Raw genomic sequence first — 16,795 nt, 5'->3', positions numbered from 1 at the left:
CTGGCGATGGCCGGTACATCGTAACAACGGTCCGTATCAGTCGTGGACCAGCACGTCGATGACGTCGGTGCCCTCGCTGTTGAGCGCCTCCTCGTAGACCTCGGGGAACTCCTTGGGGGTCTCGACGAGGTGGCCGCGGGCGCCGTGGCTCTCGGCGTTCTTCGGGATGTCGACGGCGGGCTCGAAGTCCATGCCGACGAAGTCGTAGTCGTCCTCCTCGCCGCCCATCATCTTCATCGTGTTGTCCTTCAGGATGCGGTAGTTGCGGTTGTCGGGGACGATGACCGTGAGGTCAAGGTCGTAGCGGGCCGCCGAGTAGATGGCGTTGGGGTAGTAGAGATATGACCCGTCGCCGATGTAGCCGACGACGTTCCGGGGGTCATCCCGGAGGTTCTCGGCGAAGGCGGCACCGATAGCGGCGGGCAGGCCGTAGCCGAGACCGCCGCCCTTGTTCGAGAGGTACTGCTCGGGTGCGAGCGGAAACCGCGTCAGCATCGCGAACTTCGAGGTGACCCCCTCGTCGACGATGTAGGTGTCCGGGTCGACGGCTTTCATGTTGTCGACGAGTTCGGCCTTCGACGACCGCGTCTCGCCTTCGGGTTTCTCGTCTTCGCCCATGTCCTGCATCGTCGATTCGAGGCCGGCCTTCATCGTCTGGACGTAGTCGAGCCGTTCCTGTCGGTCCTCGTCGCTGAGTCGGGCCTCGACGCGCTCGGCGATGGCGTCCATCACGCGGCCGGGGTCGCCGACGACGGCGGCGTCGGCGGGCTGGTTCTTGCCGACCTCCCACGCGTCGCTGGAGACCTGTATCGTGGTCGTGTCCTCGGAGATGAGCGGCTGTTCGTGGTGCATCAGCGTCGTGTTGGTCGAACAGCCGACCAGCCCGATGGTGTCGGTGTCCATCAGCATCGAGGCGATGCCCTCGTCGGGGCCGATGAAGGATATCCACTGGTCGTGTTCGGTCGGGTAGTTGACCTCGCCGGCGAGGATTTCGCCGTGGACGCGCGCGCCGGTGGCCTCGGCCAGGCGGACGGCGGCATCGACGGCGTCCTTCCCGGCGCGGGCGACGTGGTCACCCAACACGAGGACGGGCTGGTCGGCCTCGACGAAGTAGTCGGCGGCGGCCTCTATCTGGGCCGGGTCGCCGCCCCCCGCGTCGGGGATGGGGCCAAGCCGCTCCGGCGAGGCGTCGGTCTCGGTCTGCATCACGTCCGCCGGTAAGGCGAGGAAGACGGGCCCTGTCGGCGGTGTCATAGCCACGCGGAACGCGCGCCGGAGCATCATCGGCAGGGCGTCGATGTGAGTCACCTCCGCCGAGTACTTGCAGAACTGGTCGACGAGTTCTTCGAGGTCGCCGGTCAGGATGGGCTCCTCGTGGCGGAAGTCGAGTTCGTGGTTGCCGGCGGTGACGACCATCGGCGCGCCGCCGTACTCGGCGCCGAAGATGTTGCCCGTCCCGTGGGCGAGGCCGGGCGTGATGTGGAGGTTGGCGACGCCGACCGGACAGACCTCGGGGTCGTCGTCGGCGTGGTACCGCCGCGTGGAGGCGTAGCCCGCGGCCATCCCGGTGGCGACGTCCTCCTGCAGGCCGAGGACGTACTCGACGTCGCTTTCCGACAGGGCGTTCATGATGGGCAACTCGGTCGTCCCGGGGTTGCCGAAGAGATGCTGGACCCCGTACTGTTCGAGGGCGTCGACGAAGAGGTCCGCCCCCGTATACGAATCCGTCATGACGCACTCTGTCGGGGCCAGCGATATATACTTCATCCCGTCGGAAATCGGTGCGTCTTATAAAAAAGAGGCGAACGGACGATGAGTTACTGCTGGGACGGCGTCAGCACCGCGGGCAGCCGTTCGGTGTTGGTCAACGCGAGAAACGACATGCGAGCCGAAGAACGCTATGGTGACAGACGTCAGTTCGGCTGGAGTGCGTCCATCGTCTGCTCGATCTGGTCGAGTTCCGCGCCGCGCGGGAACGACACCGAGACGGCGTCGGGCCCGTCGAGGTCAGCGAACCGCTCGAAGCGCTCGCGGGCCTCCTCGGGCGTCCCCCAGACGGCGAGGTCCTCCAGCAGGTCGTCGGGCAGGGCGGCCATCGCCGCCTCGCGGTCGCCCTCCTGCCAGTTGTCGTAGACCGCTTCGGCCACGTCCTCGTGGCCCTGTCGGGCGAGGTTGTCCCGATAGAACGTGCCCATCCCGCCGATGTAGAAGCAGGTGTGGCCCTTGACGAGTCGCTTGGCCTCTTCGGCGTCGTCCAGCGCACAGCAGGTCAGCGAGAGGTTGACGCGCTGTTCGGAGCGGTCGCGGTCGCCCATCTCGGAGCCGCGGTTGAAATCCTCCAGTCGGTCCTGGATGCCGTCGGCCGTCAGCATGAGCGCGTGCCAGCCGTCGGCGAAGCGGCCCGCGAGTTCGACGGCCTTCGGCCCCATCCCGGCGGTTTCGACCGGCGGGACGGTCTCCGGCGGGTCGCAGCGCAGGCGGAAGCCCTGCAGGTCGAAGTACTCGCCGTCGTACTCCAGTTCCTCACCGGAGAGGACCTTCTTGACGATGTCGACCGTCTCGCGGGTCCGCCGCAGCGGGTTCCCGAAGTCGACGCCGTGCCAGTTCTCGATGACGATGGGACCCGACGGGCCGAGGCCGAGGCGGAACCGCCCCTCCGAGACCTCCTGAAGGGTGGCGGCGGTCTGGCCGATGAGAGCCGGCGACCGCGAGTAGACCGGCATGATCGAGGTGCCGATGTCGATGTCCTCGGTGCCGTGGGCGATACTCGTCAGGGTCGTGACGGCGTCCCGCCCCCACGTTTCGGGGAGCCACGCGGTGTCGTAGCCCAACTCCTCGCCGGTTTTCGCTTGCTCGACGAGGGCGTCGACGCTCGGCTGTGCGGCCACGGGCAGGAAGACGTCGCGTTCGGTGTCGGTCATGGTTATAGCTGTGAGTCCTCCAGCGGCGGGACGCCCTGTGCGGTGATAGTTTCACCGACGATGTAGGAAGAGGCGTCGCTGGCGAGGAACTGGGTGATATCGGCGATCTCCTCGGGCAGGCCCATGTCCTTGGCGATGTCGGCGCGGTCGACGTCGGCGGGGTCGATGCCCATCTGGGAGGCGACGCCGGGCGTGCCGACGAGGCCGGGGGCGATACAGTTGACGCGGACGTTCTCCTCGGCGTATTCCGCCGAGAGCGAGGTCGTCAGGTTGACGACGGCGGCCTTCGCGGCGCCGTAGTGGCTCATGTAGCGAGAGCCCATCGTCCCGGCGACCGACGCGAAGTTGATGATGGTGCCGCCGCCGTCCTGTTCCTGCATCCGCTGGCCCGCGATCTGCGAGCAGTGGAAGGTGCCGTGGAGGTTGATGTCGACGATGGTCTTCCAGCCGTTCTCCGAGATGTCGTCGAAGGAGGCCATGAAAGACGCGCCGGCGTTGTTTATCATCGAGTCGACGCGGCCGAACTCCTCGACGGTGGCGTCGACCAGCGCCTCGATGGAGTCGCGCTCGCGAACGTCGCACTCGACGGCGATGGCCTGCCCCGGCCGGTCGCTGTCGTTTATTTCGTCGGCGACCTCGTCGATCTTGTCCTGCGAGCGGGAGGTGACGACGACGTTGGCGCCCTCGTCGGCGAACCGCTTCGCGGTCACCTCGCCGATGCCCTGACTGGAGCCGGTGATGATGGCCGTCTTCCCCTCGACGCTGAACTGTTCTAACATCGGTATCCACGCGCCGTCTCGACGCTCGTGTGTCTGGCTGTCATTGTGACGCCTGTCCGTTTCGAGGGAACATTAATAAAGGTAAGTTCCCGAGACGAGGTCTGAACAATGGAAAATTCAACAGCCTTGTATCAAAACGAAGGCTTAAGCCGTGTGGTCGCATTCTTCCGGTGAATGGAAGTACGGAACACGGAGACGCAGGTCCACCGACTGGAGTTCGACGTGGAGTGGCCGCCGGGCCACGTCGCCTGCTATCTCGTCGACGGCCCCGAACCGGTGCTCGTCGACGCCGCCGCCCCCGACCACGAGGAATCGTTCGAGGCAGCACTCGCGGACCACGGCTACGACCCCGGCGATATCGAACACGTCCTGATTACCCATCCGCACATCGACCACGTCGGGCTCGTCCCGACGATTCTGGAGGCCGGCGACCCCACCGTCTACGCCCCCGCCGGCGTCGAAGCGCGGTTCCAGCGGGACCCCGAAGCCCTCGAAGCCCGCGTCCGGCAGAACTGCGCGGAAGCCGGCTTCCCCGACGAGCAACTGGAGATGGCCGTCAACATGGCCGTCGAGTCGCTCGAACGGGACTCCGAACACCTCCCGCCCGAGGAGGTCGACGTCTGGATCGAACCCGGCGACACCACGCGGGTCGGTCCCCTCGAAATCGGCGCCGTCCACGTGCCCGGCCATCAGGCCGACCATCTCAGTTACCCCACCGAAGTCGACGGCGAGCGCGTCCTGCTGGCCGGCGACATGGGTCTCGAACCCTTCCGTCCCGTCGTCATGCACGACGGCCTCGACGACGGCCACCGCGAGGCCTTCGATGCCTTCTACACCGCCTTGGACCGCCTCGAATCGCTCGACGTCGACCGCGTCTATCCCGGCCACGGCCGGATTCACAACGACCTGCAAGCCGTCGTCGAACGCGACCGAACGAGCCTCGATGACCGCCTCGACGGGGTCGCCGACCTCGTCGCCGACGGCTACTCGACGGTCGGCGGCGTCGCGATGGCGCTGGCCGGCGACCGCGACGTCAAGTACCTCATTCCCGAGGCGATGAGCGCCCTCGCTCACCTCGACGAACGCGACGAGATAACGAGCGAACTCCGCGACGGCGTCCGATACTACGAGCCATGAGCGAGGACACTCCCCCGACAGACCGGAACTACGACACCGTCTTCTGGGACATCGGCGGCGTCATCGTCGAACTCCGTTCCATCCGCGAGGGGTATGCCGCCTTCATCTCGGAGTTGGCCGCCGACCACGGCATGGACCCCGAGGCCGCCCTCGACGAATGGAAGTCAACCCTCGGCGACCACTTCAAGGCCGCCGACGGCACCGAATACCAGTCGGCCCACGTGGGCTACCGGAAGGCCACCACGGACCTGTTCGACGGGAATCCGCCGGACGACTGGGAGCGCGTTCTCGAAGAAGCGACCGCCGCCACGCTCCGCGCGGAGGACGGCGCCGTCGAGACCATCGAAGCCCTCCACGACGCCGGTATCCAGCAGGCCATCGTCTCGGATATCGACACCGCCGAAGCCCACGACATGCTCGATTCCTTCGACGTCTACGACTGCTTCGACCACGTCACGACCTCCGAGGAGATCGGCTACAAGAAGCCCGACGCGCGCATGTTCGAGGACGCGCTGGCGGGAACCGACGCTGACCCCGACCGAACGGTCATGGTCGGCGACCGCCACCGAAACGACATCGCCGGGGCCGCCGGGGTCGGCCTCGGAACCGTCGGCTACGGAGACGAGGCGTGGGGCCCCGAAACCGACCACGAGATACGGGACCTGCGCGAGTTGCTCGACATCGTCGACATCGTGTAACCGGACGACGCCACACCTCGAATTCCCCAGGGCCTTCTAAACCACCCTCCCATCGCCGTCCAAATCCTTATGCGTGAACCACCAACATAGCGGAACGCAATGGACCTAGGACTCGACGACAAGACCGCCCTCGTGACGGGCGGTGCCGGACGAATCGGAAGCGAAGACTGCCGTATTCTCGCCGAGGAAGGCGCCGAAGTGGTCATCCTCGATGTCGCCCTCGACAAGGCCGAAAACATCGCCGACGAGATAGAGGACGAGTACGGCGGCACGGCCCACGCCGTCGAGTGTGACCTCACCGACCGCGACGACGTTTCCGACACCGTCGCCGCCCTCGAGGCGGAGACCGGCGGCATCGACATCCTCGTCAACAACGCCGGGATGGTCGACGCCCGCGACAAGGTCGAGAACTTCGAGAACGACATCTGGGACCGGGACATCGCGGTCAACCTCACGGGCGCCTACAACATCACACGCGAGGTCTACCCCAACATGAAGGACCGCGGCTTCGGCCGCATCATCAGCATGTCCTCGATGGCCGGCTGGCAGGGCGGCTTCGGCCAGCTGTCCTATTCGGCGACGAAGGCCGCACTCATCGGCTTCGGCAAGACGCTCGCCCTCGAAGGCGCCCAGCACGGCGTCACCTCCAACGTCATCGCCCCCAGCATCGTCGTCGGCCAACTCGCCGACCTTCCCATCGACCAACTCGAAGAGGTCGACGAGCACTTCGCCCGCATCGCCAAAGCCACGCCGATGCGCAAACTCGGCAAGGAGGAAGACGTCGCCAACCTCGTCGCCTACCTGTCCTCCGAGCAGTCCAACTACATCACCGGACAGGTCATCGGCGTCACCGGCGGTATCGACCTCTTCAGCTTCTAACGCGCTCCCTTTTTATACGCTCCGGCGGTCGCGCCCCGTGGAGGCGCGGCGGCCGGTCTCGGTAAGAGCTACGTGGAAGCCTGCGCCGGCGTCGGCGCCGACTGGTGAGTTCCCATGCACTTCCGCTCTCCGGCGAGGGTTTGTATATCAGAACGAGACCAGACGGTGCGTGCGCTGACCAGTCGCCGACGGGCCGCCGAGGCGGGAGCAGGCGCCGACGCGCCACCGCGACCCACGGTCCGTCGTCTCAGAGCGGGTCGCCTGTTCGCCAACGAAACGGCAGGGATTAGACCGAGGGCTCGCTACCGGTAGGTGTGTCACGGCTGTACGCTACCACGCTGTTCGTCACGCTCGCGGGGCTGTGGGGCCTGTCCTTCCCGGCGATTACCGTCGGTCTCGAGTACCTCCCGCCGCTGCTGTTCGCGGCGTTCCGCTACGACGTGGCCGCCGTCCTCCTTCTGGCCTATGCCGTCGTCGCTCGCGACGGTTGGTGGCCGACCGGCCGAAACAATCGGCTCGCCATCCTCGGCGGCGGGCTCTTTCTGGTCGCCGGCAACGGCCTGCTGTTCATCGGCCAGCAGACCGTCCCCAGCGGCATCGCCGCCATCCTGCAGGCGCTGGTCCCCATCGCCACGGCGCTGTGGGCGCTGGCGCTGCTCGGCGAACGACTCTCGACGCTCGGTGCCGTCGGCGTCGGTCTCGGCTTCCTCGGTATCGGCCTCATCGTCCAGCCCGACCCCACCAACCTGCTGGCCGGCGACACGCTCGGCCGACTCATCATCGTCGGTCAAGCCATCAGCGTCGCGCTGGGGGGCGTCCTCGTCCAGCGTGCCGGCCCGTCGATGGACCGCGTCGCGCTTACCGGCTGGTCGATGTTCGTCGGCGGCCTCGTCTTGCACGCCGTCAGCTTCGGCGCCAGCGAGCGCCTGTCGGCCGCGACGCTCGCACCGACCGCGCTCGGCGCCATCGTCTATCTTGGCGTCTTCTCGACGGCGCTGGCTTTCGTCATCTACTACACCATCCTCGAAGAACAGGGGGCCTTCGAGACCAGCCTCGTGGCCTATCTCGTGCCCATCGTCGCCACCGTCGCCGGCGTCTTCCTGCTCGGGGAAACCATCGGCCTGCTGTCGGTCGCCGGCTTCCTCGTGGTCTTCGTCGGGTTCGCACTTCTGAAGCGACACGCGCTGGCCGGCCTTCTCACCGATGACTCGTACGGACCGGTGTAGGCCACGGGGCGACGGCACCTGAACACCGCTACAACCGTCCGTATCAGTTGATAGCGCCCTCCTCGCGGAGGCGTTCGAGTTCCTCGTCGTCCAGTCCCGCCTCCCGAAGTAACGCCTCCGTGTCGCTCCCGTGTCCGGGCGGTGCCCCGGCGCCGCCGTGGTCGATCTCCGAACCGCGAAGCGGGAAGCCGACTCGCGGTTGCCCATCCTCGGGCCGTTCGACGTAGCCACGGGCCTCGATCTGCGGGTGTTCGAACGTCTCTGCGGGCGTGTACACCGCATCGACGGCCGCATCGACATCGGCCATCGCTTCGGCCCACTCGTCGCGGGTCCGCTCGGCGAAGATAGATTCGAGTTCCTCCCGGAGGGCCTGTCGCTCCGCCGGGTCGTCTGTCATATGCTTGCCGATGAGTTCGGGTCGGTCGACGGCTTCGCAGAAGGCGCTCCAGAACTGTGGTTCCAGCGCGCCGATAGTGACGTACCCGCCGTCGGCGGCCTCGTAGACGTCGTACCACGGGTACTTGCCGGTCAGGGCCGTCTCACCCGGCCGTGGGTCCTCTCCGGCAAGCGCCTGCGGCGCGAGTGATTGAGAGAAGGAGACGACCGCGTCGGTCAGCGCCACATCCAGATACTCGCCGCCGGTATTGCCGAGTTCCCGCGAGAGGAGCGCCGAGCAAATCGAGAAGGCTGCGAGCAGTCCTCCGGCCATATCGGCGATTTGATAGCCCGGGGCGCGCGGGGCCTCGTCGGTGTTCTCGCGGGTCATATCCAGCAGGCCCGCGAGGCCGATGTAGTTGAGGTCGTGGGCGGCCTTGTCGGCGTGTGGACCGTCCTGCCCGTAGCCGGTCAGCGAGCAGTAAACGAGGTCCTCGCGATAGTCGGTCAGCGTCTCGTAGTCGACGCCGAGGCGTTCGGTCACGCCGGGGCGGAACCCCTCGATGACCACGTCGGCTTCGGTGACGAGTTCGTAGAAGGCCTCCCGCCCCCCCTCGCTTTTGAGGTCGAGAGAGACGCTTTTCTTGCCGCGGTTGACGGCATCGAAGACGGCGCCGATTCCCTCCTCGGTGGTCGGCGGCATGTGTCGGGCGTAATCGCCCGCGCCGGTATCCTCGATTTTCACTACGTCGGCGCCCGCGTCCGCGAGTAGTTGAGTCGCGTACGGGCCGGGCAACAGGCGCGTGAGGTCGAGCACGCGCACGCCATCGAGTCGCATGGACCGTGGGTGGCCGCCGCGGCACATAAGCCTGCCGTCGGCGGGAAACCCTGCGAGGATTGGCGGTTTAAATCAGCCGTCGCTTCGGCGCGTAGGCTTCAAGAGGGCGCCGTCGTATGTGAGGCTATGGCAACCGAATCCGCCGGCATCAATTTCGATACCGACGAGGAAACCAGCCTCATCCTCTCGAGTCTGGAGGAGTTCCTCGAAAGCGAGGTCCAGCCCATCGAGGACGAACTGGGCGAAGCGTGGTCGAACCCCCGGAAACGCCACGAGGACGACGGACGACTCGTCCCCGAGGTGCAGGAGGCGATTCAGGAGGTCCGCAAGAAGAGCGCCGAGGCGGGCTTCTACGCGATGAACCTCCCCGAAGAGGCTGGTGGGGACGATGTCTCCAACGTCACGTGGTATCGTGCGATCAAGAGGGTCGCCTCGACGGGACCGGGCATCGCCGAGTACGCCCTCGCCGGTCCCGAAGGTCCCAAGCCCCTCCTCGCGCAGGCGGAGGGCGACCAGGTCGAGGAGTACCTGAAACCCTGCGTCCGCGGCGAGAAATCCACCGCCTTCGCGCAGACTGAACCCGGTGTCGGCTCCGACTCGCCGAACATGGACACGACCGCCGAGAAGGACGGCGACGAGTGGGTGCTCAACGGCAGCAAACAGTGGATTACGAACGCCCCCTACGCGGACTTCGTGCAGGTGTTCGCCCGCACGTCGCCAATCGAGGAGATGGGCCGGTACGGCGGCATCTCCTGTTTCATCGTCGAGGACGACGAGTTCGAGGTCGCCTCGATGAACAACGCCGTCGGGATGACTGGCATGCAGGGCGAAATCGTCCTCGACGACGTTCGCATCCCCGAAAACCGGGTTCTCGGCACCGAGGACGGCGCCTTCTACGACGCGATGGAGTTCCTCTCGCTGGGCCGTCTCGAAATCGGCGCGCGGGCGCTCGGCCACGCCGAGTTCCTCATCGAGCGCGGCGTCGAATACGCCAACGAACGCGAGGCCTTCGGCCGGCCCATCGGCAAGTTCCAGGGCGTCTCCCACAAACTCGCGGAGGCGCAGGCGAACGCCTTCGCCGCGAACGCCGCCGGCCTCCGACTCGCGTGGCTGATGGACAACGGCGAGCAGGCCATTCAGGAATCGTCCATCGTCAAGTACCTCGCCTCGAACGTCCTCTTCGACGTCGCCGACGACGTCGTACAGGTCCACGGCGCCAACGGCCTCTCGGAGGACAACCCGTTCATGGACGAACTCGAAACCGCGCGCATCCTCCGCATCGTCGAGGGCACCGACGAGATTCAACTGAACACCATCGCCAAGGAACTCGGCCTGCCGTAACCGGCAATGCGCGTCCGTCCAGCGTCGCCGCCGTGGCCGCGGTCGGTCCGTGCCGAACTCGAAACGACCGACTGGGACCGCTACCCCATCGTCGATATCGTCACGTACGCGCCGGCAACGTCGCGTGGACTGGAGGGCGACCGCCAGCGAATCGAGGTGTACCGGCATCGTGAGGCGCCGCCGGTCGCCACCTATCAGACCGAGGAACGAACTGCGCGCGTCGAGCGCGTGACCCGGCCGCTCTACGAGCGTTACGCGAGCGCCTGACCGACCCGGCACCCCCTTCTTGGTGCTGGCGCCCGAACAGAGGAGTATGTCCGATTTACGAATCAACGACCTCCGGCGGACGGTCGAAGACGGCGAGGCTGCCTTCGGCGTCATCGACGGCCTGTATAGCCCGATGATGGTCGAGTTGATCGGCGAACTCGGCTTCGATTTCGTCTGGATGGACCTCGAACACGCCGGGCCGAGCCCCTGGGACGGCCAGCGCCTCGAGGACCTGCTTCGGGCCGCCGACGCCGTCGGCACCGAACTGCTCGTTCGCCTGCCGACCCACGAACCCGCCCTCGTTCGGAAGGCTCTCGATGCGGGCGTTCGGAACGTCTTCATCCCGCGCGTCGAGACAGCCGAAGATACCCGCCGGGCCATCGAAGCGGCCCGCTTCGAATACGACGGCGCCCCCGGCAAGCGCGGTCTCGCTTCGCCGCGGGCCAGTCGGTGGGGCGGTGCCGGCGAGGCCTACACCGAAACCGAGGACGAGGAGGTGATGCTCGGCGTCACCATCGAGACCGCGGCGGGCGTCGACAACATCGACGACATCGTCTCGGTACCCGAACTCGGCTTCGTCTTCATCGGCCCCAACGACCTCTCGGTTTCCTACGGCCATCCGGGCGACGCCGACCATCCCGAGGTGCAGGAGGCCGTCGAGACGGTCCGAGCGGCTGCCCTCGACAACGACGTGGTCGTCGGGGGACTGACCAGCGGGATGGACGACGTCCACGAGAAGGTCGACGCCGGCTACCAGTTGCTCAACGTCGGAAGCACGGTCGGCGCCGTCAGAAAGAGCCTCGGCGACTGGTTCGAGCAGTACGAGAACGGGGCCTAAAGCTCGGCAACGGCGCCTTCGATCTCCTCTCGCGGCACCGGATATATCCAGTCGTCGGTGTCCCACGCGTGCCGGATGACGCCTGCATCGTCGAGGACGAAGATTCCGCGGCGTGACGTTTCCGTCCCGGCCATCCCCTCGCGTTCGACCAGCAGGTCGTAGGCGTCGGCGACCTCGCCACCGGTATCCGAGAACATCGAGAAGGGACTGTCCAGTTGCCGGAGGAACTCGTTGATCGCGTAGGGGCCGTCGCTGACGATACCGTAGACGGGAACGTCGTCGAATTCGTCCCAGTCGGCGTCGTCGTATCGGCGCCACCAGTTCCGGGCGATGGCCGAGAAGACGAACCCATCGAAGACGAGGACGGCACCGCGGTCGCCGAGCGCGTCGTCGAGCGCCGTCGGACGGAACGTCTCGCCATCACAGAGCAGTGCTTCGAAATCGGGCGCGTCCTCGCCGGGAGTTGGCGGCATGTCACGCCCAACCGGCCGCTCTAACTTAAAAACGCGGTCGCCAGCAACCCACAGGCGGATTCGGGGACTCCTCCGACTTCCGGCGCCGTCGGCTTTTTGCTCTCGGGGCGCGGGTGTACGCGTATGTCAGTCACGCTCTATCGACTGGAGGCCTGCCCGTTCTGTGAGTTCGTCGTCGACAAACTCGACGAACTCGGCGTCGAATACGACAGCGTCTGGGTAGAAGGGGCACACTCCAAACGCAACGAGGTCAGGGCGGTCTCGGGACAGCGGCAGGTTCCCGTCATCGTCGACGACGAGTACGGCGTCACGATGAGCCAGTCCGCCCGCATCTACGAGTTCCTCGAGACGACCTACGGCGACGCCGACTCGCCGGCCGAGGTCGACACGGACTTCTGAATGTCGCAGGGGGTCGCTCACTTCGCGGTCGGTGCCACCCTCACGACGCTGCTCGTCACCTTTCTGGTTCCGAACGCCCGCTATCCGCGCGTCTGGGTGCTCGCTGGCGGCGCCTGGGCGATGCTCCCCGATGCCGCGAAACTCTACTCGCATCCCGCCCTCGTCGCCCTCCACGGCAGTCGATGGGCCGACGTCTTCTGGCTGCACTTCACGATGGACCGACTCGATTCGACGGATTCCGCGCTGTTCGGCGCGGTAATGCTCGCGGCGCTGCTCGGTGTGACCGCACTCGCGGAATACCGGGGATATCGGGCACTTTCGGTGCTTCGAGAGTCGAGCGGGCCGGGGGGCGCCGAGTAGCTACTCCTCCAGCGAGTGGGGGTCCAACCCGGGGTCTTCGACCGGCGGCGCGCCGAAGGAGAGAACGACACCCCGGTCGTCGCCGACGCAGCGGTGGCCGTGGCCGACCTTCGGCTTGGCGACCCAGAACGTCCCCTCGTCGGCCTCGATGTACTCCTCCTCCCCGGAGCGGCCGAGTTTCAGCGAGAACTCGCCTTCGAGGACGAAGTACATCTCCTCTTGCTCGCTGTGGGCGTGATACTGGATCTCCTCGCCGGGCTCGAAATACCAGACGGTCGCTCGCATCTCCGAGAGGCCGAGCTGGTCGCCGACCGGACGGATATCGAGGTCCGGCGGCACCCCCTCGACTTCCGAGAGGTCGGTTACCGGTACGTCATCGAGGTCGATGACCTTGTAGTCCATGGCACCTCACCCCACGAATCGGGGGTGCAAAAAGCTACGTCCCGTTTACGACGGCGTCGGCGAGGGCCGGCAGCGCCTCGGTCACGTCCGCCCGGAAGTCGAACTCCGCGAGGTCCGAGAGGCCGGTCGAATCGAGATTGACGACGATGAGCGTCGCGCCGTTTTCGGCGGCGACCCGGGGCAGCGAGGCAGCGGGTTCGACGGTCAGCGACGACCCGACCGCGAGGTAGGCGTCGGCGTCCTTCGAAAGCGACTGCGCGCTGAGGAGTTCGTGTTGCGGGAGCTGTTCGCCGAAGAGGACGACGTCGGGTTTCAGCACCTCGCCGCATCGCTCGCAGGTCGGCGGTACCTCGCCCTCGCGGACGCGCTCGAAGACGGGGTCGGCGTCGAGTCGTCGGTTACAGCCGGTACAGGCGACGCGCTGGCCGTTGCCGTGAATCTCGATGGGTTCCTCGGTGCCCGCCTGCTGGTGGAGGCCGTCGACGTTCTGGGTGACGAGGCCGTCGAGGTGGCCCGCCGCCTCCAGTTCGGCCAGCGCCTCGTGGGCGGCGTTCGGCTCGAAATCCCCGCCGAAGAGGTCCTCGACCAGTTCGATGCGGTCGTCCCAGAACCCCTCGGGGTCGGCCCGAAATCGACGGACGTGGAAGTCGTTGGGGTCGTACTCGGTCCAGATGCCGTCCTCCGAGCGGAAATCGGGGATGCCGGAGGCCGTCGAGACGCCAGCACCGGTCAGCGCGGCGACGGTGTCGGCCTCGCGTAGCTCCTCGGCCGCGGCGGCGATTTCCTGCCGGTTCATACCACCGGATATCGCGTCGACGGGGAAAAACTACTCGCCGGTCGGCATCTCGACACGGACGCCTTCTTCCTCGGTCTCGGGGAACATCTTCCCCGGATTGAGGATGTCCTTGGGGTCGAGTGCGGCCTTGACGGCGCGCATCGCCTGCACGCCGTCCGCGCCGTGTTCTAATTCGAGGAACTTTCGCTTGCCCATGCCGATACCGTGTTCGCCCGTCGCGGTGCCGCCCCATTCGATGGCCTGCTGGACGATGTCGTCGTAGAGTTCGTCGGCGGCGGCGACCATCGCCTCGTCGTCGGGGTCGACCAAGGCGGCGTAGTGGACGTTGCCGTCGCCGGCGTGGCCGAAACACGGCAGGAGGATGTCGTGTTCTTCGGCGCGGTCCTTCGCATAGCGGATGATGTCGGGGTACTTGCTGATGGGGACGGTCACGTCGCCGGGATGGCGGGGTTCGAGGTCGGGGTCGTACTGCTGGACGGCGAAGGCGAGTTCGTCGCGGGCCGCCCAGAGTTCGTCCATCCGCTCGTCTTCGGCGATTTCGAACTGCTGGACGTCGTGGGCCTCGAGGATGGCCTCGAAGAACTCGATTTCCTCCTCGATGTTGTGGTTGGCGTGGAACTCGACGAATATCATCGACGCGTCGGGGAGGCCGGTATCGAAGTAGTCGTTGGCCATCTCCCCGGCCAGCGGGTCGATGAGTTCGAGTTTCGCCACGTCGACGCCCGACCGGACGGCGTCGAAGACGGCCTCTGCGGCGTCGTCCATCGACTCGAAGACGGCGCGACCGCCCCTGATTTGCTCGGGTCGACCCTCCAGTTCAAGTGTCGCGCGCGTGACGACGCCCAGCGTCCCCTCGCTGCCGATGATGAGGTCCTTGAGGTTGTAGCCCGACGACGTCTTGACGGCCTTGCTTCCGGTTTCGATGACGGTGCCGTCCGCGAGGACGACTTCGAGTTCGAGCACCCAGTCGGCCACCTCGCCGTACTTGACGGTCTTCTGGCCGGCGGCGTCGTTGACTATCATGCCGCCGATGGTGGAGATGTTGGCCGAGGAGGGCATCGGCGGGAAGAACATGCCGTGTTCGCCGACGGTGTCGTCGATGACGTTGCCCATGACGCCGGGTTCGACGTCTATCTGGAAGTCGTCCGGACGGACCTCCAGGACGTCGTTCATCTTGGTCATGTCCATGCTGATGCCCTTGAACAGGGGCACGGCGTTGCCCTCCATCGAGGTACCTGCGGCGTAGGGCGTGACGGGCACCTCGTGTTCGTGGGCGGCTTCCATGACCGCCGAGACGTCGGCGGTCGATTTCGGCCAGACGACGGCGTCGGGCGTGACGCCGAGGCCGGCCTCCCCTGCGACCCAGTCGGCCGCGTGGTTCGCGCGGGCCGAGTCCTCGAAGGACACGTCGCCGTCGAGGTCGAGCGAATCGAGGAACGAGCAGTCGTATGACATACCGTAGGGAGACGACCGGACCCGCTTAAAACTATTCGCGCAGGTGATGGGGGATTCAATAGGGGCCGCGGGTCACGGGGGTCACCCATCACCCGCTGGCGCATACTTTAACATGCTGTCTGAATCGTCCATGTGTGGTTAACATTGATAAGACAGCCGCCCTCACGTAGGGACGACTCATGAAGGCTATCGAGGTAACCGAATTCGGCGATTCCGATGCGCTGGCGGTAACGGAGACGGACGCCCCCGAACCGCGAGAGGGGCAGGTCCGCATCGAGGTGAAGGCGGCAGGCATCAACTTCGCGGACATCATGCAGCGGCGCGGCCACTATCACGGCGGGCCCGAACCGCCGTACACCCCCGGCATGGAGGTCGCCGGCGTCATCGACGCCGTCGGCGAGGGCGTCAACCGCGAGGAAGGCGAGGCCGTCGTCTCGCTGGTCAACGGCGGCGGCTACGCCGAGTACGCCATCGCCGACGCTCGCGGCCTGCTCGACGTGCCCGGCGACCTCTCCTTCGAGGAGGCCGCCGGCTTCCCCGTCCAGTGGCTGACCGCGCACAACTGCCTCCACGAGTGGGGCGGCCTCGAAGAGGGTGAGACAGTCCTCATCCACGCCGCGGCGGGCGGCGTCGGTAGCGCGGCCGTCCAGTTGGCCGACGAGGCCGGCGCCGAAATCATCGGCACCGCCTCGACCGAGGAGAAACTCGCGATGGCAGAGGAATTGGGGCTCGACCACCCCGTCCAGTACACCGAGGAGGACTTCGTCGACCGGGTCGACGAGATCACCGACGGCGAGGGCGTCGACCTCGTGCTGGACGGCATCGGCGGCGACACGACCGACCGGAGCCTCGATGCCCTCACGTCGTTCGGCCGGATGGTCTCGTTCGGCGCTGCCGCCGGCGAACCCGGCCGTCCGAACACCGCCGACCTCCTGTTCGGCAACAAGACGGTCATCGGCTACCACCTCGGCCGCGCCATCGAGGAAAAGCCGATGAAGGTGATGGGCGCCGTGCCGGAACTCACCCAACTGCTTGGCGACGGTACCCTCGAAGTGCAGGTCGGCCACACCTTCGACCTCGAAGACGCCGCCGAGGCCCACCAGTTCATCGAGGACCGCAAATCCAGCGGAAAGGTCGTTCTGACGCCGTAGCGCCGCGATTCGTGCTCGTGGCGAAGTGACTCAGCGTTCGTCGTCGGTGTCCCGACGGGCGACGCGTTCGGCTTCCTCCCGACTCATCTCCTCTCGCTGGTCGTGTTCGGCACGTACCAACGCATAGAGGACCAGCGGCGCTGCCACCGCGAAAAGCAGGAAGACGACCAGAATGGCGCCGTCGGCCATCAGCCGAGGAAGATGTCGACGATGTCGCTCGCCCCGGCCGTATCGTCCCGGTATAATTCGGAGTAGCCGCAGTTCGTACACGAGACGACCTTGAAACTGTTCGTCTGGATGTCGAACATCTTGCTCAGGCCGCCGCCGGTGGTCGAGATGGTGCCGACTTCGGTTTCGGTGTGACCACACTTCTCGCAGCCTCTGGAGGATTCGGTCTCGGGGACCATATCCCCGGGTTCGGACCCGTTTCTAATAGGTTTTGTCCGGGCCGGTCGAAGGC

Annotated in this window: 20 protein-coding genes; 10 read left to right on the top strand and 10 right to left on the bottom strand. The window is 66.3% G+C overall.

The annotated features are described in order from the left end of the window. Positions 1-36 precede the first annotated feature (36 nt). From U5914_RS11760 to U5914_RS11750, 3 genes are all read right to left on the bottom strand, one after another. Positions 37-1,731: a thiamine pyrophosphate-binding protein gene (locus U5914_RS11760; protein WP_336135961.1), complete on the bottom strand. Its 1,695-nt coding sequence runs from the start codon at positions 1,729-1,731 to the stop codon at positions 37-39. A gap of 182 nt (positions 1,732-1,913) precedes the next feature. After that, positions 1,914-2,921 carry a TIGR04024 family LLM class F420-dependent oxidoreductase gene (locus U5914_RS11755; RefSeq protein WP_336135960.1) on the bottom strand — a complete coding sequence of 336 codons (1,008 nt, stop codon included), beginning with the start codon at positions 2,919-2,921 and terminating at the stop codon, positions 1,914-1,916. A 2-nt stretch (positions 2,922-2,923) separates the two neighbouring features. Further along, the gene (locus U5914_RS11750; protein WP_336135959.1) at positions 2,924-3,700 is read right to left on the bottom strand and encodes an SDR family NAD(P)-dependent oxidoreductase; all 777 of its coding nucleotides are present in this window, start codon (positions 3,698-3,700) and stop codon (positions 2,924-2,926) included. A 174-nt stretch (positions 3,701-3,874) separates the two neighbouring features. Between U5914_RS11750 and U5914_RS11745 the strand changes: the two genes are divergently transcribed. The 4 genes from U5914_RS11745 (at position 3,875) to U5914_RS11730 (ending at position 7,640) form a co-directional block, all read left to right on the top strand. Next, positions 3,875-4,837 (top strand): MBL fold metallo-hydrolase, encoded by a 963-nt coding sequence (locus U5914_RS11745; protein ID WP_336135958.1) that lies wholly within the window; start codon positions 3,875-3,877, stop codon positions 4,835-4,837. Beyond that, complete coding sequence (locus U5914_RS11740; RefSeq protein WP_336135957.1) at positions 4,834-5,535, top strand: HAD family hydrolase; 702 nt, start codon at positions 4,834-4,836, stop codon at positions 5,533-5,535. The genes U5914_RS11745 and U5914_RS11740 overlap by 4 nt, the downstream gene beginning before the upstream one ends. A 99-nt stretch (positions 5,536-5,634) precedes the next feature. Next, positions 5,635-6,414 carry an SDR family NAD(P)-dependent oxidoreductase gene (locus U5914_RS11735; protein ID WP_336135956.1) on the top strand — a complete coding sequence of 260 codons (780 nt, stop codon included), beginning with the start codon at positions 5,635-5,637 and terminating at the stop codon, positions 6,412-6,414. A 314-nt stretch (positions 6,415-6,728) separates the two neighbouring features. Continuing rightward, positions 6,729-7,640: a DMT family transporter gene (locus U5914_RS11730; protein ID WP_336135955.1), complete on the top strand. Its 912-nt coding sequence runs from the start codon at positions 6,729-6,731 to the stop codon at positions 7,638-7,640. Between the two features lie 43 nt (positions 7,641-7,683). Here U5914_RS11730 and U5914_RS11725 read toward each other — a convergent pair whose 3' ends face one another. Then, positions 7,684-8,853 carry a CaiB/BaiF CoA transferase family protein gene (locus U5914_RS11725; protein WP_336135954.1) on the bottom strand — a complete coding sequence of 390 codons (1,170 nt, stop codon included), beginning with the start codon at positions 8,851-8,853 and terminating at the stop codon, positions 7,684-7,686. A 126-nt stretch (positions 8,854-8,979) separates the two neighbouring features. On the opposite strand from U5914_RS11725, the gene U5914_RS11720 reads away from it, so the two are divergent. From U5914_RS11720 to U5914_RS11710, 3 genes are read left to right on the top strand one after another with little or no spacing between them, the layout of a single operon-like run. Next, entirely contained in the window at positions 8,980-10,194 is a 1,215-nt protein-coding gene (locus tag U5914_RS11720) for an acyl-CoA dehydrogenase family protein (protein WP_336135953.1), read from the top strand. A 6-nt stretch (positions 10,195-10,200) separates the two neighbouring features. Beyond that, entirely contained in the window at positions 10,201-10,461 is a 261-nt protein-coding gene (locus U5914_RS11715) for a hypothetical protein (protein ID WP_336135952.1), read from the top strand. Between the two features lie 46 nt (positions 10,462-10,507). After that, complete coding sequence (locus tag U5914_RS11710; protein WP_336135951.1) at positions 10,508-11,299, top strand: HpcH/HpaI aldolase family protein; 792 nt, start codon at positions 10,508-10,510, stop codon at positions 11,297-11,299. Here U5914_RS11710 and U5914_RS11705 read toward each other — a convergent pair. Continuing rightward, complete coding sequence (locus U5914_RS11705) at positions 11,296-11,772, bottom strand: redoxin domain-containing protein (RefSeq protein ID WP_336135950.1); 477 nt, start codon at positions 11,770-11,772, stop codon at positions 11,296-11,298. The genes U5914_RS11710 and U5914_RS11705 overlap by 4 nt on opposite strands. Positions 11,773-11,895: 123 nt before the next feature. Between U5914_RS11705 and U5914_RS11700 the strand changes: the two genes are divergently transcribed. Next, a complete protein-coding gene (locus U5914_RS11700; protein WP_336135949.1) occupies positions 11,896-12,171 on the top strand; it encodes a glutaredoxin family protein in 276 nt (91 codons plus the stop codon). Continuing rightward, on the top strand, positions 12,172-12,531 hold the full coding sequence (locus U5914_RS11695; protein ID WP_336135948.1) for a hypothetical protein: 360 nt from the start codon (positions 12,172-12,174) through the stop codon (positions 12,529-12,531). It begins immediately after the preceding gene. Here U5914_RS11695 and U5914_RS11690 read toward each other — a convergent pair whose 3' ends face one another. Genes U5914_RS11690 through U5914_RS11680 form a run of 3 tightly spaced genes read right to left on the bottom strand, consistent with a single transcriptional unit; the run spans position 12,532 to position 15,184 of the window. Next, the gene (locus U5914_RS11690) at positions 12,532-12,933 is read right to left on the bottom strand and encodes a cupin domain-containing protein (RefSeq protein WP_336135947.1); all 402 of its coding nucleotides are present in this window, start codon (positions 12,931-12,933) and stop codon (positions 12,532-12,534) included. It abuts the gene before it with no gap. 34 nt (positions 12,934-12,967) lie between these two features. Continuing rightward, a complete protein-coding gene (locus tag U5914_RS11685) occupies positions 12,968-13,729 on the bottom strand; it encodes an SIR2 family NAD-dependent protein deacylase (RefSeq protein ID WP_336135946.1) in 762 nt (253 codons plus the stop codon). Positions 13,730-13,759: 30 nt separating this feature from the next. Further along, the gene (locus U5914_RS11680) at positions 13,760-15,184 is read right to left on the bottom strand and encodes an FAD-binding oxidoreductase (protein ID WP_336135945.1); all 1,425 of its coding nucleotides are present in this window, start codon (positions 15,182-15,184) and stop codon (positions 13,760-13,762) included. Between the two features lie 179 nt (positions 15,185-15,363). Here U5914_RS11680 and U5914_RS11675 point away from each other — a divergent pair, with 179 nt between their 5' ends. Continuing rightward, complete coding sequence (locus U5914_RS11675) at positions 15,364-16,335, top strand: quinone oxidoreductase family protein (RefSeq protein WP_336135944.1); 972 nt, start codon at positions 15,364-15,366, stop codon at positions 16,333-16,335. A gap of 30 nt (positions 16,336-16,365) precedes the next feature. On the opposite strand, the gene U5914_RS11670 is transcribed toward U5914_RS11675, so the two are convergent. Next, a complete protein-coding gene (locus U5914_RS11670; protein ID WP_336135943.1) occupies positions 16,366-16,524 on the bottom strand; it encodes a DUF8143 family protein in 159 nt (52 codons plus the stop codon). Continuing rightward, positions 16,524-16,742: a zinc ribbon domain-containing protein gene (locus U5914_RS11665; RefSeq protein ID WP_336135942.1), complete on the bottom strand. Its 219-nt coding sequence runs from the start codon at positions 16,740-16,742 to the stop codon at positions 16,524-16,526. Before U5914_RS11665 ends, U5914_RS11670 begins: the two co-directional genes overlap by 1 nt. Between the last annotated feature and the right edge of the window lie 53 nt (positions 16,743-16,795).

It is taken from the genome of Natronomonas amylolytica, assembly GCF_037031205.1.
Classification (GTDB): Archaea; Halobacteriota; Halobacteria; order Halobacteriales; family Haloarculaceae; genus Natronomonas; species Natronomonas amylolytica.
The sequence above is the reverse complement of the archived record's forward strand: the minus strand, read 5'-3'. Positions and strand labels throughout refer to the sequence as shown.